Raw genomic sequence first — 17,643 nt, 5'->3', positions numbered from 1 at the left:
CCTGTTCGGTCTGGGTCGGGCCTGATGCAGGCCGGTCCTGGGGGAAACGCCGCGCGCAGGCTTCGGGTTGCGATCTGGCGCCATTGGCGGCGATGTTAGCACCCCTGCCCCGCGCATCCAGCATTTCCTGCGCCGTCAGGGCAAAAACAGCGCCCATGACCTTGCGCCAGACCTCTGGCCCTTGGCCGCGCAATCCGCTAAGCCCGCGCGAAAGGATGCCACCCATGTCGTATGAAAAACCCGGTTCGGTCGAAACCTCGCTGCGCGATGCCATTTCGCCGGTCGAACAGATTCTGGCCGATGCCCGCGCCGGTCGCATGTTCGTGCTGGTCGACCACGAGGACCGCGAGAATGAGGGCGACCTGGTGATCCCCGCGCAGATGGCCACGCCCGAGGCGATCAACTTCATGGCGACCCACGGACGCGGGCTGATCTGCCTGTCGATGACAGCCGAGCGGATCGACGCGCTTGGCCTGCCGATGATGAGCCCGCGCAACTCCAGCCGCCACGAGACCGCCTTTACCCTGTCGATCGAGGCGCGCGAGGGCGTGACCACCGGCATCAGCGCCGCCGACCGGGCCCGCACCATCGCGGTGGCCATCGACCCGGCCTGCGGGCCGACCGACATCGCCACGCCCGGCCATGTCTTCCCGCTGCGCGCCCGCGCCGGGGGCGTGCTTGTGCGCGCCGGCCATACCGAGGCCGCCGTCGACATCGCCCGCCTGGCCGGGCTGACCCCCGCCGGGGTGATCTGCGAGATCATGAATGACGACGGCACGATGGCGCGGCTGCCCGATCTGGTCGGCTTTGCGCGCCGCCACGGGCTGAAGATCGGCACGATCAGCGACCTGATCGCCTATCGCCGCCGCCACGACAGCCTGGTGCGCGAAACCCGCGACGAGGTGGTGACCTCGGCCCATGGCGGCGACTGGCGGATGCGGGTGTTCACCGACCAGACGCATGGGTCGGAACATATCGTCCTGTCCAAGGGTGATCTTGCGGGCGATGATCCGGTGCTGGTGCGGATGCACCCGCTGGACCCGCTGGCCGATGTGCTGGGCATCGGTCCGGGCGCGGGCAAGCTGGCAGGGGCCATGACCGCCATCGCCGCCGAAGGGCGTGGCGCGGTCGTGCTGCTGCGCGACACCGGAATGAAGATGACCGGCCCCGAGGACGTCAGCCCGCATGTGCTGCGCAACTATGGCCTGGGCGCCGAAATCCTCTCGGCGCTTGGGATGCAGACCATCACCCTGTTGACCAATTCCGGCCGCCCCCGCGTCGTCGGGCTGGAGGGCTACGGCCTGACCATCGCCGGCATCCGCCCCATTCACGAGATTTGACATGGCCGCCACCGAACAGCATCACAGCCTGGACCTGCCGCGATTTGACGCCCCCGTGCGCCTGCTGATCGTGGTCGCGCCCTATTACAAGGACATCGCCGATCAACTGGTCGCGGGCGCGCGCGCCGTGGCCGAACAGGCCGGCGCCACCGTCGATCTGGTCGAGGTGCCGGGCGCGCTGGAAATCCCGCCCGCCATCGGCATGGCCGGGCGAATGGCAAACTACGATGGCTTCGTCGCGCTTGGCTGCGTGATCCGGGGCGAAACCACGCATTATGAGACCGTCTGCAACGACAGTTCGCGCGGGTTGATGAACCTGGGGCTGGCCGGTTACTGCATCGGCAACGCGATCCTGACCGTCGAAAACCGCGATCAGGCCTGGGTCCGCGCCGAGGCTGCGGGCCAGAACAAGGGCGGCGGCGCGGCGGCGGCGGCCCTGCATCTGATCGCGCTGTCGCGGCAATGGGCGGGCGCGAAAAAGGGCATGGGCTTCGTTCCCGAAGGCACCATCCGGCTGGCGGGCGATGCGCAAAAAGGGGATGTGGCATGACGAAACCCAACCGCCAGGCGCGTTCCGCCGCCCGTCTTTACGCCGTGCAGGCGCTGTTTCAGATGGAGGCCGGGGGCATCTCGGCCGACCGCGTGCGGCGCGAGTTTGAAAGCTATCGCTTTGGCGCCGTCTATGATGACGACGAGATGGCCGAGGGCGACCCCGATCTGTTCCGCGACCTTCTGGACAATGCGGTGATGTGGCAGGCCAGGATCGACCAGGCTACCGACCGCGCCTTGGTCGCCCGCTGGCCCATCGACCGCATCGACCCGGTGCTGCGCGCCCTGTTCCGCGCCGCCGGGGCCGAGCTGGTGTTGACCGCAACCCCGCCCAAGGTCGTCATCAACGAATTCGTGGATGTCGCACAGGCCTTTTTCCCCGATGGCCGCGAACCGAAGTTCGTGAATGCCGTGCTGGATCACATGGCGCGCGAGTTGCGCCCCGGCGCGCTGTAGGCGGCGGCGCGATTCCGCTTTGCTTTGACGGCGGCGGTGTTAATCTGGCGCGATCAACCCAAGGGGGATCGGCCATGACGGAACTTGTCCGCCTGTATATCCGCAATGTATTCATCGGCTTTCTGCTGGCCGTGGCCTTCACCGCCGCGCTTCTGGCGCTGAATGTGGCAAACCTGTGGCATCTGGTCAGCCATACCAGCGGCGGCATCATCGCCGTCATCATGCTGGTGGTGTTCAACACCATCGTCTTTGCCGGGGTGCAGTTTTCCATCGCGGTGATGCGCATGGCCGACCGCGAACCCGGCCCGCCCCGCGGCCCACGCGCGCCCGCACTGGGCCTGACCCTGCGTCAGGTGCCCGTCACGGCAGCCAAGGACCGCGCGCGCGGTCAAAAATAAACTTCCGCATTCGTTGCAATCGTGCAACAGCGGCGTCGGCAGCTCCGGCGCCGCTTTTCACAGCCGGTTACCCGCATGTTTCCGGCCGTGATCGTCCGTTTGCGCAGGATTTTGCCTAATCCTATTTTTCTTATGTTTTCCGGGATGTTGCAGGTCATTCAAACCCCCGTGATCCGACGCCCGACCCCTTGAAATCGCGCGATCACGCAGGTTCTTGCGCGGACCTGCCCAAGTCCGGGTTTTGCGGCATTCCGGCGACACATCCGGTTTCGCGGCTGCGTGGAAAAACTGTTCCCGAAACGGTTGCGACCGGAACCCAAACCCTTAGGTAGCACGTTGCCAAGGTGCTCGGCACGTCGATCAAGAAACGGATCAATGGCCGGAAACCGAAACGAACGGTTCATGAGGACTGAAAGATGAAAAACACTGCACTTCTGGGCGCGACCGCCCTTGTCATGTCGCTGTCGGCTCTGCCGGCTTTCGCGCAGACCGAAATCGCTGCCGGCGCCAACGCCACCGGCGTGTCGGCCATCAACACCCGCATCACCGACATCCAGGACGACGTGAAGGACGACTTCGCCCGTTCGCAGGACGCCGACCGCTTTGGTCCGTCGGATCGTCGTGAAGGCCTGTCGGGCGGCATCTCGGCGAGCTACACCGGCCGCAAGGGCACTGTCGACAACCAGGACTTCGCCCTGGCTGGCCGCATGTCCTTTACCCAGGCTCAGTTCTCGCAGAACGTCGGCCTGGCGCTGACCTTCGGTGAAGACAACACCGGCGCCAAGGACGAAGAAGAAGTGTTCGTCGTCTATGACGCGCAATACTACTTCAACGACCGCTTCTATGCCTTCGCTCTGGGCCGCCTGAAGCAGGACGCTCTGGCCGGCAAGATCGCGGGCAAGGAAGACACCCTGTACCGTGACGGCTTCCTGGGCTTTGGTCCGGGCTACCGCGTGATCAACACCCCGGACACCGCGTGGCGCGTTCAGGCCGGTGTGGGCGTGCGCTACACCAAGCAGTCGGCCGTCAACGGCGGCGCTTCGGACACCGAAGTCGGCTACATCGCTTCGTCGCGCTTCTACCACCGCTTCAGCGACACGATGTTCGTGACCAACGACACCGACATGCTGTACTCGAAAGATCAGGGCAAGGCCGTGAACAACGAGCTGGGCCTGAACTTCAAGATGTCGGACGCTTTCGCGACCCGCGTCAGCTACATCACCGACTACCAGGAAGGTCGCAAGACCGACAACAAACTGGGCGTGTCGCTGGTTTACGGCTTCTGATCCAGGTCAGATCGAAACGGAAAAAGGGGCGGGCAACCGCCCCTTTTTTCATGGCCAATCGGCAAGGGATCATGAAAAAACCGGCCCGAAGGGGCCGGTTCATGTGGCGGGAACCGCAGCGACCGTGGCTGGCTGGGATTCCCGAGAGCCTGGATTACCAGGTGGGCGCCAGATAGCCGGACCTGGATCCGGCCAGAGCCAGCACCCTCGGAGAACTTATAGGCCACTGGAAAAAGGCCACCCACGAGAAGAGCAGAAACCCGCCAGCACCCCAGATAGGGTCGCGGGGCGGCCGCTGCAAGAGGGCGGCGGGTGCTTGCCAAATGTTCGCCTTGCGTTCACATTAGCGCCATGCAAATCCAGCCCGCCCCCCTTCCCCTTGCCCCCGGCACGCGCCTTGCCCGCGGCGTTGCGCGGATGCTGTTCGACCACGGTTTCACCAGCCTGCCCGAACTGGTGCTGGCCGATGGCTTGCGCGCCGATGTGATCGGTCTTGGTCCCAAGGGTGAGCTGTGGATCATCGAATGCAAATCCGGCCGCGCCGATTTTCGCGCCGATCACAAATGGCAGGGCTATCTGCCGTGGTGCGATCGGTTTTTCTGGGCGGTGGATGATGCCTTCCCGGATGAGATCCTGCCCCCCGAAAGCGGCCTGATCCGCGCCGACGACTGGGGCGCGGAAATCCTGCGGATGCCGGATGCGCAGCCCTTGGCCGGTGCCCGCCGCACCGCGCTGACGCGGCGCATTGCGCGCTGTGCCATGGCGCGACTGATGGGGCGCGACGATCCGGCGGTTGGTTAGCGGCCCTTCTTGCCCGGCTTGCCCGCGTCATCGCCCATCGCGCGCGCGGCCTCGGCGGCGGCCAGCAGCTCTTCGGCGATTTCCTCGGCCTCGTCGGGGTCGAAATCCAGCGGCAGGTCGATGCCTTCCCCCTCCAGATAAATGCGGACCATGCCCAGGCTGGTCGGGCCGATCTGAAGGTTCGCGGCCAGGTCGCTTTGCTTGTTGATGCCCATCTTGGCCCCCTTTGCTCTGCCGGATATCCGGTCGTCATCCTTGCGTAACCGCGCCGTTCAGGCACCGCAAGAGTTGGGCGGGGGCATGCACGCAAAACCCCCGCCTTCGCCCTTGCATTCCCCCGCCCGTGCGGCTAAATGCCCGCTCAGTGCCGCCTTAGCTCAGTTGGTTAGAGCGCTGGATTGTGGATCCAGAGGTCCCCCGTTCAAGCCGGGGAGGCGGTACCATCCCCCCACATGCCGCTTCGCAAATTGCGCTTACTGCTGCGTTTTCTTTTCCCGCCGTGGAACTGTCCCGCAAATCTGGCGTTGGTCATCCAAATCGAACCTTCATCAGGAGTGACCGACATGAGCGCCCAAGACGCTGCCCGCACCGCCAAGAAAGCCGCCGAAGACACCGCCGAAGATCTGCGCGATGCCGCCCGTACCGCCGCCTCTGGCGCTCGTGAGGCTGCTGCCGACGCCGCCGAAGTGGCGCGCGAAAAGGCCCGCGAATATTCGGAAGCCGCCCGCGCCAAGGCCGCCGATCTTTACGCCGCCGGCGAAGCGCGCCTGACCGATGCCGCCGCCCGCGCCGAAGACATGTATGGCGAAATCAGCGACATGGTTCGCCGTCAGCCCGCCGCCGCCCTGGGCGTCGCCGCTGGCGTCGGCTTCCTGGTCGGCCTGCTGCTGGCCCGTCGTTGATCCAGGGAAAGGGCTGAACCGATGTTCAACTATGTCAAGAACATGAAGGCGTCGGTTCAGGATGCCGTTGCGCGTTATGGCATGATGGCTGGCGCCGGGGCGATCCTTGTTGTCGCCCTGGGCTTCCTTCTGGGTGCGCTGTGGGTGTTCGCCGCGCGGGAATGGGGGGCGCTGATTACCAACCTGGCCTTTGCGGGCGGCTTCACGCTGATCGCGTTGATCATGTTCGCCGTCGCCCGCGCCCGCCGCGTGGAACCGCCGACGGTCGAGGATCTGCGCGACGAGGTGCAGGCCCGCATCGCCGAAACCGCCAGCAATCTGGTCAGCACCGCCGAACACAAGGTCAACCGCTTTGTGTCGCAGGCCGAATACCGGGTGTCGTCGCTGGCGAAATCGGCGGGCGATCAGATGAGCCAGGCCGCAGGCTTTGCGCCCGAGCTGTTGCAGACGGCGCGTGATAAAAGCTTCAAGGCCGGGGTCATTCCGCCGCTGCTGGGGGCCTTCATGGTCGGGCTGAACATCGCCGTCAGGATGCGCCGCCGCTAAGGCGCATCAGTCGATCAGCGCCGCCATCAGCGCGGCCAGATCGTCACCGGCAAAGGGCGAGGGCAGGATATGGTCGGCCTCGGCCAGATCATCTTCGGCATAGCCGCTGACCAGCACCAGCACGGCGTCCTGCTCCCTGGCCTTGTCCGCAATCCCCGCCGCCCGGCGATCTTCGGGCCGGGCCGAGATCACCAGGACCAGACGCCGACCCGCCGCCTGCGCATCCGCCGCGCCAGATGCTGCGGCTGCATCATGGCCAACCAGTCGCTCGCTCAGCGCCGCCAGGCTGGGCAGCGCCTCGGCCTGACAGCCAGGCGCACAGTCCTGAAAGCCGGCGATCATGTCCTGGGCGACGAAGCTGTTGGATTCGACGATCAGCAGATGCAGCCCGCGTCCAGGCTGCGGAACGTGTGGATCAAGGTTCTGCGGGGTCGGATCGGACATGGAAACAAAGGGCCTTTCGACGACGAATCGCACAGATCTATTGTCGGCGATCATATTGCCGCGTTCCGGTTGTGCATTAAACTATGACATAGGGGAAAGCCGATGACGACGCCTTGCCACGATTGCCCTTTGCGCTGCCACGATCTGTTCGAGCCGCTGACCGCGGACGAGATCGCCTTGAACCAGCGTCTGAAGGCAGGCGAGATGACCGTCGATCCCCAGGCCATCCTGCTGATGGAGGGCGCGCCCAGCCCGCATATGATGACCGTTCTTGACGGGATGGGCCTGCGCTACAAGCTGCTGCCGGATGGCGAACGGCAGGTTCTGAACTTTGTTTTCCCCGGCGATTTCCTTGGCTTGCAGGCAGGCACCATGGGTGAGATGCGCCACAGCGTGATCGCCGTCACGCCGATGACCGTCTGCCTGTTCCGCCGCAGCGATCTGGAAACCATGGTGCGCGCGGTGCCGCAGCGGGCGCTGGATCTGGCCCATATCTCGACTGTCGAGGAACATTTCCTGGGCGAGGCCCTGGCGCGCGTCGGCCAACAATCCGCGACCGAGCGGATGGCCTGGGCGCTGCTGCGCGTGTTCTGCCGCCTGCGCGCCATCGGCATGTCGGCCGATAATCGCGTGCCCTTCCCCTATCGTCAGCGCGACCTGGCCGATGCGCTTGGCCTGTCGCTGGTCCATACCAACAAGACGCTGGCGCGGCTGCGCGAAAGCGGCGTCGCGGATTGGGCCGGAGGCTGGCTGATCGTGCATGACATCGCCCGGCTGTCCGACATTGCCGAGGCCACGCCCGACGATCTGCTGACCCGCCGCCCGCTGTTCTGACGACCTTTGCCGCAGCGCGGCAATCAGGGCTTGGCGCGCCACCAGCTTTTTGCCATCAAGGCCCCTGCGCCAGCGACGGCGCGGTGGGGGGCGAATGATCCGGATCGACGACGTGCATCTGGCGCTCGGTGGGCGGACGGTCCTGGACGGGATCGACCTGACCCTGACGGAAGGCCGGATTGGCCTGATCGGTGCCAATGGCAGCGGCAAAAGCACGCTGGCGCGGCTGCTGAATGGCCTGATCCTGCCCGACCGGGGCCGCGTGACCGTTGACGGGCTGGACAGCCGCCGCGATGGCCGCGCCCTGCGCCGCCAGGTCGGCTTTGTTTTTCAGAACCCCGACAACCAGATCGTCATGCCCACCGTGGCCGAGGATCTGGCCTTTGGCCTGACCCATCTTGGTCTGCCCCGCGACCAGATCGCCGCCCGCACCGATGAGGCCTTGCGCCGTCACGGCCTGTGGGATCTGCGCGATCACCCCGCCCATCAGCTTTCGGGCGGACAAAAGCAGCTTCTGGCGATTGCCGGGGTGCTGGCGATGCAGCCCGCGCGCATTGTTCTGGATGAGCCGACCACCCTGTTGGACCTGCGCAACGCCCGCGACATCGCCCGCAGACTGGCGGCGCTGGATCAGAAACTGGTAGTGGTCACGCATGATCTGGACCTGCTGGCCGATTTCGACCGCGTGGTGATGATCGAGGCTGGCCGCGTCGCCGCCGATGGCCCGCCCGGCCCGGTGCTGGCCGAATACGCCGCGCGGATGACCGGATGAACGGCCTTTACCATCCCGGCGACAGCCTGATTCACCGCCTTCCCGCCGGTGCCAAGCTGGTGGCCCTGGCGGCTGCGGGAACGCTGATGGTCCTGACCGCCGCACCGGCGGTGATCGGCGGTTTTCTGGTGGCGGTGCTGGCACTTTATGCGGCGGCGCAGGCGCCCGCGCGGCTGATCTGGGCGCAGATCCGGCCGCTGATCTGGGTGCTGGCCATCCTGTTTGCCGCGCAATGGGTCTTTGTGGGGCCGCTGCCCGCCGTTGTCATCGTCACCCGCCTGGCCGGGCTGGTGCTGCTGGCCGGGCTGGTGACACTGACCACCCGGTCCAGCGCGATGATCGAGACCATAACCCGCGCGCTTTCGCCGCTGGCGCGGTTCGGGCTGCGCCCCGCGCGGATCAGCCTGACGCTTTCCCTTGCCCTGCGCTTCATCCCGGTCATGGCCCAGATCACCGATGAGGTCCGCCAGGCGCAGCGCGCGCGCGGGCTGGATCGGTCGATCATCGCACTGACCGTGCCGGTGATCGTGCGGATGCTGAAGATGGCCGATGACATCGCCCAGGCCATCGACGCGCGCGGCTTTGACAGCCCCGCAACCCCCTTCCCAACCAAAGGACAAGACGAATGAGCACACGCGACCTGGTTCACATTGCGCTGTTTGCGGCGCTGACCGCCGCTTTGGGGCTGTTTCCGCCCCTGACCATGCCGGTGACCGGCGTGCCGGTGACGGCGCAATCCATGGGCGTGATGCTGGCCGGGGCACTGGTGGGCGCGCGTCGCGGCGGTCTGGCCCTGGTGCTGTTCGTGGCCCTTGTCGCCGTGGGCCTGCCGCTGATGGCGGGCGGTCGCGGAGGCCTTGGCGTGCTGCAAGGCCCCAGCGGCGGCTTTGTGCTGGGCTTCCCGGTCGCGGCTTTCGTCATCGGCTGGCTGTTTGACCGCCACCGTGGCGCGCCGGTGCCAGTCGGCCTGGCCATCGGCTATCTGCTGCTGGGCGGCGTCGCGGTGCTGTATCTGATCGGCGTGCCGTGGCTTGCGATGGTCGGCGGGCTGCCCTTTGACAAGGCGCTGATCGGCTCGGCCGTCTATCTGCCGGGCGACCTGCTGAAGGCAGTGCTGACCGCGCTGATCGCCCGCGCCGTGCGCCGCGCCTATCCGGGGCTGTGATCGGACGCCAGCCCCTGCCGCAGCCGGTCGGGCAGCGGCACGGGGCGGCGGTGGCCCGCATCCAGTGCCACCCAGGTCACATCGGCGCGGGCGCGCAGATCGCCGCCCGCGCCGGTCAAATCGACCTGAAAGCCAAGGCTGGTGGTGCCCATCCGCAGTATCCGCACTGCCAGATGCAGCACGTCGCCAAAGCCCGTCGGCGCGTGAAAAACGACCGAGGCCGCCTTGACCGCAAAGATAACCGGCCCTTTCGGATCAATCACTTGAGCCATCCCGCGCGCGGCCAGATGCGCGGTGATCGCGGCCTCGGCATAGGCCAGATGCGTGGCGTTGTGCAGATGTCCGTGCAGGTCGACATCGCGAAACGGCACCGTGACGACAAGATCAGGCATCCCCCACCCCCGGCTTGCGCAATGCGCGCCAAAGCGGTCTAACCCAAGCCGATGCCCCCTGACCAGAGCCGCGCCTTGCCCGACCACCCCACCCTTGCCACCGCGCTGACCGCCGACCGCTTCGGCCCCGCCGATCAGGTGATCCGCGCCGTCACCGCGCCGCTGCCTGCACCCGCTCCGGGTCAGGTCGCGCTGTCGCTGATCGCGGCCTCGATCAACCCCTCGGATCTGATCAGCCTGTCGGGCGCCTATGCCGCGCGGCTGAGCCTGCCGATGGTCGGCGGCTATGAAAGCGTGGCGCGGGTGATCGCCTGCGGGCCGGGCGTGACCGGGCTTGCGCCGGGGGATCGGGTCTGGCCGCTGGGCGGGCCGGGCGCCTGGGCAAGCGCCCGGCTGGCCGATGCCGACTGGTGTATCCGGGTCGACCCGCGGCTGGGTGACGATCAGGCCGCGACCGCCTATGTAAACCCGCTGACCGCCTGGCTGATGCTGGATGACGCCCAGATCACCCCCCAGACCCGGCTGGTGGTCAGCGCCGCGGGTTCGGTCATCGGGCGGATGATCCTGCGGCTGGCGACCCGGCGCGGGCTGCGGCCGGTTGCGGTGCTGCGCAGCCCGGCCAGCGTGGGTCGGCTGGCGGGGCTGGATCTTGCGGGCATCATCACCGACCCCGACCCCGGCCCGGCGCTATCACGGGTCTGGGGCGGCGCGGGGGCGGATCTGGCGCTGGATTGCGTCGGCGGCGCGACCGGCCATGCGCTGATGGCGGCGCTGCGGCCCGGTGGGCGGCTGGTGCATTACGGTCTGCTGTCGGGCCAGCCGATCGGCACCAGCCAGCCGCTGCGCCGCGATGTCACATTCCAGCTTTTCGTGCTGCGCAACTGGGTTCACGCCCGACCGCGCGCAGAGCTGGCCGCAGCGATGGCGGACCTTGTTCCGCTGATCCTCGACGGCACATTGGCGACAAAGGTCGCGGGCCGCATGCCGCTTGGCCAGTTTGGCGATGCCCTGGCGCGGCTGGCCGAACCCGGTCGTGACGGCAAGTGGCTGCTGATACCGGATGCGCCATGCCGCTAAGCCGCGCCCTGCCTGACCATGCCGCGACCCAAGGCGACGCCCCTGCCCTGCGCCTGGGCGATCTGGCGCTGGATCGGGCGGGCTTGCACGCGGCGGCGGGCGGTGTGGCGGGGCTGGTGGCCGGGCTGCCTCCGCGCGGCGGGGCCACACCCGGCTGGCCGCTGGTCGCGCTGATCGCGGGCAATCATCCGCAGGCGGCGGTCTGGATCACGGCGGCCCTTGCCCACCCTTTCTGCATCGCGCTGCTAGACCCGGCCTGGCCCTCGGCGCAGATCGCCGCCGTGCTGGCGCGGCTAAGGCCCGATCTGGTGCTGGTCGCGGATGAGCGCGCGCGCGACGCCGCCACGGGCCACCCGACCCGCGACCTGCGCGACCCTCTGCCCACACCCGCGCCGATCACCAGCCCGCTCGCGCCTGATGACAGCCCGTTCTTCATCGGCTTCACCTCTGGCTCGACCGGGCTGCCCAAGGCATTTCTGCGTCAGCGCGGCCAGTGGCGGGCCAGCCTGCGCGCCGGTCATGATCATTTCGGCCTGACGCCCGCCACCGCCACGCTAGCCCCCGGCCCGCTGGCGCATGGGCTGACGCTGTATGCCTTGGCCGAGACGCTGCACGCCGGGGCCGCCTTCACCGGGCTGACGCGGTTCAGCCCCAAGGCGATGGCGCGCGCGCTGACCGGCCAGCGGCGGCTGGTCGGGGTGCCGACGATGATGGCGGCACTGATCGCTGCGCATCGTGCGACAGGCGCAACTTTCCCGGCGCTGACCGCCATCACCTGCGCGGGCGCCCGGCTGGACGGCGCGCTGATCGCCGCGCTTGCCGGTCCGGCGCCCCAGGCCCGTGTCACCGATTATTACGGCGCATCCGAACTGGGCTTTGTCACCACCGCCACGCATCCCCTTGGCCGGGCCGATCCGGCGCTTGGCTGCGGGCGCGCCTTTCCGGGGGTCGATCTGGCGATCCGTGACGGCCTTGTCTGGGTGCGCAGCCCGCTGGTGCTGGACGGCTATCTGTGGGGCGGTGACGCGACCGGTCTGCGCTGCGACGGCGATTGGCGTAGCGTTGGCGATCTGGGGCGGCTGGACGCGGCGGGGCGACTGCACCTGCTGGGGCGCGCCGATGGCATGGTGGTGACCGGCGGGCGCAACATCCACCCCGATGCGGTCGCCGCCGGGCTGCGCGCCGCCGACCCCACGCTGGCCGAGGTCGAGGTTCTACCCCGCCCCGATGCCTATCTGGGGCAGGTGCTGGTGGCGGTGATCCTGGCCGACACGCCGCCCGACCCCGCCCTGCTGCTGGCCGCCGCCGCCCGTCACCTGCCGCGCCACGCCCTGCCGCGCGCGATCTGGTGGGCGCAGGCGCTGCCCCGCACCAGCAGCGGCAAGACCGCGCGGGCGACGCTTGCCGAATGGCTGGACCGCGCCGATTCCCATCTGACCCAGATCTGGCCCGACGCCGATGCGTGACCTTCCCGCCGAGTGCCAACCCGTCATCATCGCCGCCCGCCGCAGCCCGATAACGCGCCGGGGCGGCGCGCTGTCGGCGCTGCCGCTTGAGGAACTGGCCGCCCCGGTGATCCGCGCGGCCCTGTCCGATGCCGGTCTGCCGGGCGATGCAATCAGCGATGTGATCCTGGGCAATGCGGTCGGTGGCGGCGGCAATATCGCGCGGCTGGCTGCCTTGCAGGCGGGGCTACCGCTGGCGGTGCCGGGCGTGACCGTCGACCGGCAATGCGGATCGGGGCTTGAGGCCGTGGTGCTGGCCTGCCGCCTGATCGCGGCGGGGGCGGGCGATGCCTATCTGGCGGGCGGGGTGGAAAGCACCAGCCAGGCGCCGATCCGCGCCCGCCCCGGCCCGCCGCCCGAACCCTATGCGCGCGCCCGCTTTGCGCCCGATGCCATCGGCGATCCCGACATGATCGAGGCCGCCGACACCGTGGCCGCCCGCTTTGGCATCAGTCGCGCGCGTCAGGACGCCTTTGCGCTAAGCAGCCACCGCCGCGCCCTCGCCGCCGCCAAGGCCGGTCGCTTTGCCGCCGAGATCGTGCCCATGGCCGGGGTCCAGGTCGATGACGGCCCGCGCCCCACGACCAGCCTTCAGGCCCTGGCGGCGCTGCCCGCCCGCAGGCCCGGCGGCACGGTGACGGCGGGCAATGCCTGCCCCTTGAACGATGGCGCGGCTGTGCTGGCGATCACCAGCCGGGCGCGGGCGCGGGCGCTTGGTCACACCCGCGCGCTTGCCTTTGTCGATGCCGCCGCCGCCGGGGTCGATCCGAATATCCTGGGCATCAGTCCGGTCGCCGCCATGGCCGCGCTGCGCGCCCGACGCCCCGATCTGACCCCGGACGCGGCCCGCTTCATCGAGTTCAACGAGGCTTTCGCCGCGCAGGTTCTGGCCTCGCTGGACCAGATCGGGGTTGAGGCCGACCGGGTGAACCGCGACGGCGGGGCGATTGCGCTTGGCCATCCGTTCGGGACCTCCGGCGCGGTGCTGGTGGTGCGGCTGATGGCGCAGGCGCGGGCCGATGGGCGGCCCGGCGATCTGGGGCTGGCGATGATGGGGATCGCGGGCGGCATCGGTCTGGCCGCCGCCTTCCGGGTAATCGCGCCATGATCGGCACCTGGTCCTGCATCGTCATCACCGGCGCCAGCGGCGGGATCGGCGCGGCATTGGCGCGCGAACTGGCCGGACCGGGGCGGCATCTGGCGCTGTTCGGGCGCGATCCCGACCGGCTGGCGGCCACTGCTGACCTTGCCCGCGCGCAGGGCGCGACCGCCAGCCTGCATCCCGTCGATGTCACCTGCGCGCCGGCCATGGCGCAGGCCTTGGCCGAACTGGACGCGCGCCACCCCATCGACCTGCTGATCGCCGGGGCGGGCATCGCCGCGCCGGGCCGCGAGACGGCGGATGACGCGCGCGCGATCACCCGCACCAATGTCGATGGCCTGCTGAACACGGTCGATCCGGTCATCGCGCTGATGCGGGCACGCGGGCGCGGGCAGATCGGGGTTGTCAGTTCGCTCGCCGGGTTCCGCGCGCTTGGCGGGCCGCCGGCCTATGCCGCCTCAAAGGCCTGGGCGCGGCTTTATGCCGAGGCATTGCGCGGCCAGCTTGCCCGCCACGGCATCGGCGTCAGCGTGATCTGCCCCGGCTTTGTCGACACGCCGATGGTCGATGCGGCGACTCGGGCACGGGTCGGCGGACTGGTCCCCGCCCCCCGCGCGGCGCGCATCATCGCACGCGGGCTGGCGGCGAATGCGGCGCGCATCAGCTTTCCGACCGGCATGGCGCTGCGCGTCTGGTGGCTGGCGGCGGCGCCCGTCATCTGGACCGACCGCCATCTGCGCGCCCGCCTGCGAAAGGCCCGCCGCTGATCAGCCCTGCGCCCCGCCCCATTCGCGCAGCCGCGCGACATAGCGGGCCAGCGGGTCGATTTCCAGGTTCACCGCATCGCCCACCGCGACCCCGCCCCAGGTCGTCACGGCCTTGGTATGCGGGATCAGGTTGACGCCGAAGCGCGCGCCCGCGACCTCGTTCACGGTCAGGCTGGTGCCGTTCAGCGCGACCGAGCCTTTGGGCGCGATGAACCCCGCGAGATCGTCGGGCGCCTGAAAGGTGATGCGCGTCGATTCGCCCTGGTCGTGGATCTCGACGATGCGAGCCAGGCCGTCGACATGGCCCAGCACGATATGGCCGCCCAGTTCATCCCCCACGCGGACGGCGCGTTCCAGATTGACCTTGCGCCCGACCGGCCAGCCCGCGCCGATGGTGGTTTTCGACAGGGTTTCCGCGGAAATCACCACGTCGAACCAGTTGCGTGCGCCGGTGCCGGTGGCCACGACCGTCAGGCACACCCCGTCGCAGGCGATCGAGGCGCCGATCTCGATCCCCGCCGGGTCATAGGCGGTGGCGATGCGGGCGTGCAGATCGCCCCGCTGCTCGGCGGCCAGAACCTCGCCAATGTCGCTGATGATGCCGGTGAACATGCGCGCCCCCTTGCTGGATTGCCCCTGCCTAGCCCGGCGGGCGGGCGCGATCAAGCAAGGCCGGGTGTCGCGGCGCGCGCAAATCCCCCTTACGCGGCGGCGGCTTGCGGCCTAAGACGGGACCATGACCCAGTTGCCGACCCCCGTTTCCGCCGCCCCGCCCCGCCCCGCCCCTGCCGATCAGCACCTGCTGTTCCTGCAAGGCCCGCACGGCCCGTTCTTCCGCCGCCTGGCCGATCAGTTGCGCCGGGCCGGGCTGCGGGTCAGCCGGGTCGGCTTCAACCGCGGCGATCAGGTGTTCTGGGGCAGCGCGCCCGGCTATATCCCCTATCGCGGCACGCCCGAGGATTGGCCCGCCACGCTGACCCGGCTGATCGACGATCTGGGCATCACCGGCCTGGTGCTTTACGGCGATGTGCGCGCCATCCACGCCCAGGCCATCGCCATCGCGCGCGAACGCGGCCTGATCGTGCATGTGTTCGAGGAAGGCTATCTGCGCCCCTATTGGGCGACCTATGAACGCGGCGGGTCGAACGGCCATTCGCGACTGATGCAGATCGACATCGACGCCATGGCGCGCGGCCTGGCCACCAGCCAGCCCGATGGCCGCAAACCGCCCGCCACCTGGGGCGACATGCGCGAACATGTGACCTATGGCTTTGTCTATCACCTGTTGGTGCTGCTGGCCAACCGCACCTATCCCGGCTTTCGCCCGCATCGCAAGATCAGCGTCGCGGCCGAGTTCCGCCTGCATCTGCGCAAGATGCTGACGACGCCAGGGCGGATCGTGCAGCGCGGCTGGCTGACGCGGGCCTTGCTGTCCACCGGCAGCCCCTATCACCTGGTGCTGCTGCAACTGGAACATGACGCCAGCTTTGTCGCGCATTCGGGCTATGACTGCATGGCCGATTTCACCGCCGAGGTGCTGGCCGCCTTTGCCCAAGGCGCGCCGCGTCATCACCGGCTGGTGTTCAAGGCCCACCCGCTTGAGGATGACCGCGGCCGCATCATCACCCGCATCCGCGAACAGGCCGCCGCATTGGGGCTGGCGGATCGGGTTGACGTGATCCCCGGCGGCAAGCTGGCGCGGCTTCTGGCGCAGGCGCGATCCGCCGTCACCGTCAATTCGACCGCCGCCCAACAGGCGCTGTTGCGCGGCATCCCGGTGCGCGCCATGGGCCGCGCGGTCTATGCCAAGCCGGGCATCGTCTCGGATCAGCCGCTAGCCGATTTCTTCGCCGCGCCCCAGCCCCCCGACCGGCGCGCCTATACCACCTACCGCGAATTTCTGCTGGACAGTTCGCAAGTGCCGGGGGGGTTCTATTCGGCGCATGGGCGGCAGTATCTGTTGCGCCAGGTCACCGATCTGATGCTGGCCGCGCATGACCCCTATGACCCGATCCTGGCCGGTGCGCGCGGCGGATCACGCGCGCAGATGCATGATGGCTAGGGCTGTTCGTTTTGCTGGAAAGCCCCTTGAAAATTGTCTAACGTCCCGCGAGATGACGCCCCAAGGGCGCGACAGGCGACCGGCGAACCGCCGATGAAGGAGTTGAGATCGTGATGATATCCGCGAAAACAGGCCTTCGCCTGGCGATGCTTGGGGTTCTTGTCACGGCGCTTGCCGCCTGCGGTCTGCCGCGATCCGGCCCGACACGGGCGCAACTGATCAAAAGCTCGGTCACGGCGGGGCAAGGCGGCACCACCCATGTCGTCGACGTCACCCATCAGGTCGCGCGCATCACCGCCACATCGGCGGCGCTTGGCTTCGGGTCGTCCTTCCGCGGCGCGGGCGCCGTGGGCGCCGACGAGATCCGCCCCGGCGATGTGCTGGGCCTGGGGGTCTGGGAAAACGTCGATGACGGCCTGCTGTCCAGCATGGGCACCAGTTCCACCGAACTGCGCGAGATTCAGGTGGACAGCCAGGGTTACATCTTCGTGCCCTATGCCGGACGGATCCGTGCCGCCGGCAATTCGCCCGAGGCGCTGCGCCAGTTGATCACCAACCGCCTGTCCAGCCAGACCCCCGACCCGCAGGTCACCGTGACCCGCGTGGCGGGCGACGGGGCGACCGTCTCGGTGATGGGCAAGATCGGCGGTCAGGGCGTCTATCCGATCGAACGGCCGACCCGCACCCTGTCGGCGATGCTGTCTAAGGCGGGCGGCGTCACCATCGAACCCGACGTCGCGCAGATCACCGTCAAGCGCGGCGGCACCTCGGGGCGGGTCTGGCTGTCGGAACTGTATTCCAACCCCGCCAATGACATCGCGCTGCGCCCCGGCGACGTGATCCTTGTCGAGGAAGACAAGCGCACCTTCCAGGCGCTTGGCGCGCTTGGCGGCCAGCAACGGATGAAGTTCGACACCAAGGATCTGTCGGCTCTGGATGCGGTGTCGATGGTGGGGGGCCTGTCCAGTGCCTCGGCCGACCCGACCGGCGTGTTTGTGCTGCGCGAGGAAGGCCCGAATGTCGCCAGTCAAGTGCTGGGCCAACCGGTCTCGGGCGCGCAGCGCATGGCCTATATCCTGGATCTGACCAAGCCCGACGGGCTGTTCGTGGCGCGCGATTTCATCATCCGCGACGGCGACACGCTGTATGTGACCGAGGCGCCCTATACCCAATGGCAAAAGACCATCGGCGCGCTGACCGGCTCGCTTGGCACGGCCAATACCCTGCGCAACCTGTCCCAATAGC

General features: G+C 68.4%; 22 protein-coding genes, 1 tRNA gene and 1 other RNA gene. 19 read left to right on the top strand and 5 right to left on the bottom strand.

The features are described 5' to 3' along the window. Window positions 1-224 precede the first annotated feature (224 nt). From ribB to ACEYYA_RS01795, 5 genes are all read left to right on the top strand, one after another. Entirely contained in the window at window positions 225-1,340 is a 1,116-nt protein-coding gene (ribB, locus tag ACEYYA_RS01815) for a 3,4-dihydroxy-2-butanone-4-phosphate synthase (protein ID WP_374796964.1), read from the top strand. Between the two features lies 1 nt (window position 1,341). Continuing rightward, a complete protein-coding gene (locus ACEYYA_RS01810) occupies window positions 1,342-1,890 on the top strand; it encodes a 6,7-dimethyl-8-ribityllumazine synthase (protein WP_374796962.1) in 549 nt (182 codons plus the stop codon). After that, window positions 1,887-2,345 carry a transcription antitermination factor NusB gene (gene nusB, locus ACEYYA_RS01805; protein ID WP_374796960.1) on the top strand — a complete coding sequence of 153 codons (459 nt, stop codon included), beginning with the start codon at window positions 1,887-1,889 and terminating at the stop codon, window positions 2,343-2,345. The genes ACEYYA_RS01810 and nusB overlap by 4 nt, the downstream gene beginning before the upstream one ends. 74 nt (window positions 2,346-2,419) lie before the next feature. After that, window positions 2,420-2,743 (top strand): hypothetical protein, encoded by a 324-nt coding sequence (locus tag ACEYYA_RS01800; RefSeq protein ID WP_374796958.1) that lies wholly within the window; start codon window positions 2,420-2,422, stop codon window positions 2,741-2,743. Between the two features lie 416 nt (window positions 2,744-3,159). After that, window positions 3,160-4,029, top strand: a complete 870-nt coding sequence (locus tag ACEYYA_RS01795; RefSeq protein WP_374796956.1) for a DUF481 domain-containing protein — start codon at window positions 3,160-3,162, stop codon at window positions 4,027-4,029. Window positions 4,030-4,135: 106 nt separating this feature from the next. Here ACEYYA_RS01795 and ssrS read toward each other — a convergent pair. After that, a non-coding RNA gene (gene ssrS, locus ACEYYA_RS01790) (6S RNA) lies at window positions 4,136-4,291 on the bottom strand. Between the two features lie 89 nt (window positions 4,292-4,380). Between ssrS and ACEYYA_RS01785 the strand changes: the two genes are divergently transcribed. After that, on the top strand, window positions 4,381-4,830 hold the full coding sequence (locus tag ACEYYA_RS01785) for an MmcB family DNA repair protein (protein ID WP_374796954.1): 450 nt from the start codon (window positions 4,381-4,383) through the stop codon (window positions 4,828-4,830). On the opposite strand, the gene ACEYYA_RS01780 is transcribed toward ACEYYA_RS01785, so the two are convergent. Beyond that, entirely contained in the window at window positions 4,827-5,045 is a 219-nt protein-coding gene (locus ACEYYA_RS01780) for a DUF6324 family protein (RefSeq protein WP_374796952.1), read from the bottom strand. The two genes, ACEYYA_RS01785 and ACEYYA_RS01780, sit on opposite strands and share 4 nt — an antisense overlap. A 151-nt stretch (window positions 5,046-5,196) precedes the next feature. Between ACEYYA_RS01780 and ACEYYA_RS01775 the strand changes: the two genes are divergently transcribed. The 3 genes from ACEYYA_RS01775 (at window position 5,197) to ACEYYA_RS01765 (ending at window position 6,278) form a co-directional block, all read left to right on the top strand. Beyond that, window positions 5,197-5,273 (top strand) — tRNA-His (locus ACEYYA_RS01775). 120 nt (window positions 5,274-5,393) lie between these two features. After that, window positions 5,394-5,732, top strand: coding sequence for a glycine zipper domain-containing protein (locus ACEYYA_RS01770; RefSeq protein ID WP_374796950.1), 339 nt, complete (start codon window positions 5,394-5,396; stop codon window positions 5,730-5,732). Between the two features lie 21 nt (window positions 5,733-5,753). Then, a complete protein-coding gene (locus ACEYYA_RS01765) occupies window positions 5,754-6,278 on the top strand; it encodes a phage holin family protein (RefSeq protein ID WP_374796948.1) in 525 nt (174 codons plus the stop codon). Between the two features lie 6 nt (window positions 6,279-6,284). Here ACEYYA_RS01765 and ACEYYA_RS01760 read toward each other — a convergent pair whose 3' ends face one another. Further along, on the bottom strand, window positions 6,285-6,722 hold the full coding sequence (locus ACEYYA_RS01760) for a hypothetical protein (RefSeq protein WP_374796946.1): 438 nt from the start codon (window positions 6,720-6,722) through the stop codon (window positions 6,285-6,287). A gap of 102 nt (window positions 6,723-6,824) precedes the next feature. Here ACEYYA_RS01760 and ACEYYA_RS01755 point away from each other — a divergent pair, with 102 nt between their 5' ends. The 4 genes from ACEYYA_RS01755 (at window position 6,825) to ACEYYA_RS01740 (ending at window position 9,493) form a co-directional block, all read left to right on the top strand. Continuing rightward, the gene (locus ACEYYA_RS01755; RefSeq protein WP_374796944.1) at window positions 6,825-7,556 is read left to right on the top strand and encodes a Crp/Fnr family transcriptional regulator; all 732 of its coding nucleotides are present in this window, start codon (window positions 6,825-6,827) and stop codon (window positions 7,554-7,556) included. A gap of 94 nt (window positions 7,557-7,650) precedes the next feature. Continuing rightward, window positions 7,651-8,328, top strand: coding sequence for an energy-coupling factor ABC transporter ATP-binding protein (locus ACEYYA_RS01750; protein WP_374796942.1), 678 nt, complete (start codon window positions 7,651-7,653; stop codon window positions 8,326-8,328). Next, complete coding sequence (locus ACEYYA_RS01745) at window positions 8,325-8,957, top strand: energy-coupling factor transporter transmembrane component T family protein (RefSeq protein WP_374796940.1); 633 nt, start codon at window positions 8,325-8,327, stop codon at window positions 8,955-8,957. Before ACEYYA_RS01750 ends, ACEYYA_RS01745 begins: the two co-directional genes overlap by 4 nt. Beyond that, a complete protein-coding gene (locus tag ACEYYA_RS01740; RefSeq protein ID WP_374796938.1) occupies window positions 8,954-9,493 on the top strand; it encodes a biotin transporter BioY in 540 nt (179 codons plus the stop codon). The genes ACEYYA_RS01745 and ACEYYA_RS01740 overlap by 4 nt, the downstream gene beginning before the upstream one ends. On the opposite strand, the gene ACEYYA_RS01735 is transcribed toward ACEYYA_RS01740, so the two are convergent. Continuing rightward, the gene (locus ACEYYA_RS01735) at window positions 9,478-9,885 is read right to left on the bottom strand and encodes an acyl-CoA thioesterase (RefSeq protein WP_374796936.1); all 408 of its coding nucleotides are present in this window, start codon (window positions 9,883-9,885) and stop codon (window positions 9,478-9,480) included. The genes ACEYYA_RS01740 and ACEYYA_RS01735 overlap by 16 nt on opposite strands. 51 nt (window positions 9,886-9,936) lie before the next feature. On the opposite strand from ACEYYA_RS01735, the gene ACEYYA_RS01730 reads away from it, so the two are divergent. The 4 genes from ACEYYA_RS01730 to ACEYYA_RS01715 are packed head-to-tail and all read left to right on the top strand — an operon-like array spanning window position 9,937 to window position 14,336. Beyond that, the gene (locus ACEYYA_RS01730) at window positions 9,937-10,962 is read left to right on the top strand and encodes a zinc-dependent alcohol dehydrogenase family protein (RefSeq protein ID WP_374796934.1); all 1,026 of its coding nucleotides are present in this window, start codon (window positions 9,937-9,939) and stop codon (window positions 10,960-10,962) included. Then, the gene (locus tag ACEYYA_RS01725; protein ID WP_374796932.1) at window positions 10,953-12,428 is read left to right on the top strand and encodes a class I adenylate-forming enzyme family protein; all 1,476 of its coding nucleotides are present in this window, start codon (window positions 10,953-10,955) and stop codon (window positions 12,426-12,428) included. The genes ACEYYA_RS01730 and ACEYYA_RS01725 overlap by 10 nt, the downstream gene beginning before the upstream one ends. Further along, window positions 12,421-13,575, top strand: a complete 1,155-nt coding sequence (locus tag ACEYYA_RS01720) for a thiolase family protein (RefSeq protein WP_374796930.1) — start codon at window positions 12,421-12,423, stop codon at window positions 13,573-13,575. Before ACEYYA_RS01725 ends, ACEYYA_RS01720 begins: the two co-directional genes overlap by 8 nt. Continuing rightward, entirely contained in the window at window positions 13,572-14,336 is a 765-nt protein-coding gene (locus ACEYYA_RS01715) for an SDR family NAD(P)-dependent oxidoreductase (protein ID WP_374796928.1), read from the top strand. Before ACEYYA_RS01720 ends, ACEYYA_RS01715 begins: the two co-directional genes overlap by 4 nt. Here the strand turns inward: ACEYYA_RS01715 and ACEYYA_RS01710 are convergent, their stop codons facing one another. After that, window positions 14,337-14,948: a riboflavin synthase gene (locus tag ACEYYA_RS01710; RefSeq protein WP_374796926.1), complete on the bottom strand. Its 612-nt coding sequence runs from the start codon at window positions 14,946-14,948 to the stop codon at window positions 14,337-14,339. A gap of 124 nt (window positions 14,949-15,072) precedes the next feature. Here ACEYYA_RS01710 and ACEYYA_RS01705 point away from each other — a divergent pair, with 124 nt between their 5' ends. Both ACEYYA_RS01705 and ACEYYA_RS01700 read left to right on the top strand, forming a co-directional pair. Continuing rightward, window positions 15,073-16,398 (top strand): capsule biosynthesis protein, encoded by a 1,326-nt coding sequence (locus tag ACEYYA_RS01705; protein WP_374796924.1) that lies wholly within the window; start codon window positions 15,073-15,075, stop codon window positions 16,396-16,398. Window positions 16,399-16,544: 146 nt separating this feature from the next. Then, window positions 16,545-17,642 (top strand): polysaccharide biosynthesis/export family protein, encoded by a 1,098-nt coding sequence (locus ACEYYA_RS01700; protein ID WP_374796922.1) that lies wholly within the window; start codon window positions 16,545-16,547, stop codon window positions 17,640-17,642. Window position 17,643: the final 1 nt, after the last annotated feature.

The organism is Paracoccus zhouxuedongae, from assembly GCF_041927815.1.
GTDB lineage: Bacteria > Pseudomonadota > Alphaproteobacteria > Rhodobacterales > Rhodobacteraceae > Paracoccus.
The sequence above is the reverse complement of the archived record's forward strand: the minus strand, read 5'-3'. Positions and strand labels throughout refer to the sequence as shown.

Bases quoted from the DNA above. Each gene is read 5' to 3' on its own strand.
- ACEYYA_RS01745 (WP_374796940.1), top strand. From the start codon at position 8,325: ATGAACGGCCTTTACCATCCCGGCGACAGCCTGATTCACCGCCTTCCC.
- ACEYYA_RS01710 (WP_374796926.1), bottom strand. From the start codon at position 14,948: ATGTTCACCGGCATCATCAGCGACATTGGCGAGGTTCTGGCCGCCGAG.
- ACEYYA_RS01770 (WP_374796950.1), top strand. From the start codon at position 5,394: ATGAGCGCCCAAGACGCTGCCCGCACCGCCAAGAAAGCCGCCGAAGAC.
- ACEYYA_RS01705 (WP_374796924.1), top strand. From the start codon at position 15,073: ATGACCCAGTTGCCGACCCCCGTTTCCGCCGCCCCGCCCCGCCCCGCC.
- ACEYYA_RS01750 (WP_374796942.1), top strand. From the start codon at position 7,651: ATGATCCGGATCGACGACGTGCATCTGGCGCTCGGTGGGCGGACGGTC.
- ACEYYA_RS01780 (WP_374796952.1), bottom strand. From the start codon at position 5,045: ATGGGCATCAACAAGCAAAGCGACCTGGCCGCGAACCTTCAGATCGGC.
- ACEYYA_RS01740 (WP_374796938.1), top strand. From the start codon at position 8,954: ATGAGCACACGCGACCTGGTTCACATTGCGCTGTTTGCGGCGCTGACC.
- ACEYYA_RS01800 (WP_374796958.1), top strand. From the start codon at position 2,420: ATGACGGAACTTGTCCGCCTGTATATCCGCAATGTATTCATCGGCTTT.
- ACEYYA_RS01700 (WP_374796922.1), top strand. From the start codon at position 16,545: ATGCTTGGGGTTCTTGTCACGGCGCTTGCCGCCTGCGGTCTGCCGCGA.
- ribB (WP_374796964.1), top strand. From the start codon at position 225: ATGTCGTATGAAAAACCCGGTTCGGTCGAAACCTCGCTGCGCGATGCC.
- ACEYYA_RS01755 (WP_374796944.1), top strand. From the start codon at position 6,825: ATGACGACGCCTTGCCACGATTGCCCTTTGCGCTGCCACGATCTGTTC.
- ACEYYA_RS01720 (WP_374796930.1), top strand. From the start codon at position 12,421: ATGCGTGACCTTCCCGCCGAGTGCCAACCCGTCATCATCGCCGCCCGC.
- nusB (WP_374796960.1), top strand. From the start codon at position 1,887: ATGACGAAACCCAACCGCCAGGCGCGTTCCGCCGCCCGTCTTTACGCC.
- ACEYYA_RS01730 (WP_374796934.1), top strand. From the start codon at position 9,937: ATGCCCCCTGACCAGAGCCGCGCCTTGCCCGACCACCCCACCCTTGCC.
- ACEYYA_RS01810 (WP_374796962.1), top strand. From the start codon at position 1,342: ATGGCCGCCACCGAACAGCATCACAGCCTGGACCTGCCGCGATTTGAC.
- ACEYYA_RS01785 (WP_374796954.1), top strand. From the start codon at position 4,381: ATGCAAATCCAGCCCGCCCCCCTTCCCCTTGCCCCCGGCACGCGCCTT.
- ACEYYA_RS01795 (WP_374796956.1), top strand. From the start codon at position 3,160: ATGAAAAACACTGCACTTCTGGGCGCGACCGCCCTTGTCATGTCGCTG.
- ACEYYA_RS01725 (WP_374796932.1), top strand. From the start codon at position 10,953: ATGCCGCTAAGCCGCGCCCTGCCTGACCATGCCGCGACCCAAGGCGAC.
- ACEYYA_RS01760 (WP_374796946.1), bottom strand. From the start codon at position 6,722: ATGTCCGATCCGACCCCGCAGAACCTTGATCCACACGTTCCGCAGCCT.
- ACEYYA_RS01715 (WP_374796928.1), top strand. From the start codon at position 13,572: ATGATCGGCACCTGGTCCTGCATCGTCATCACCGGCGCCAGCGGCGGG.
- ACEYYA_RS01765 (WP_374796948.1), top strand. From the start codon at position 5,754: ATGTTCAACTATGTCAAGAACATGAAGGCGTCGGTTCAGGATGCCGTT.
- ACEYYA_RS01735 (WP_374796936.1), bottom strand. From the start codon at position 9,885: ATGCCTGATCTTGTCGTCACGGTGCCGTTTCGCGATGTCGACCTGCAC.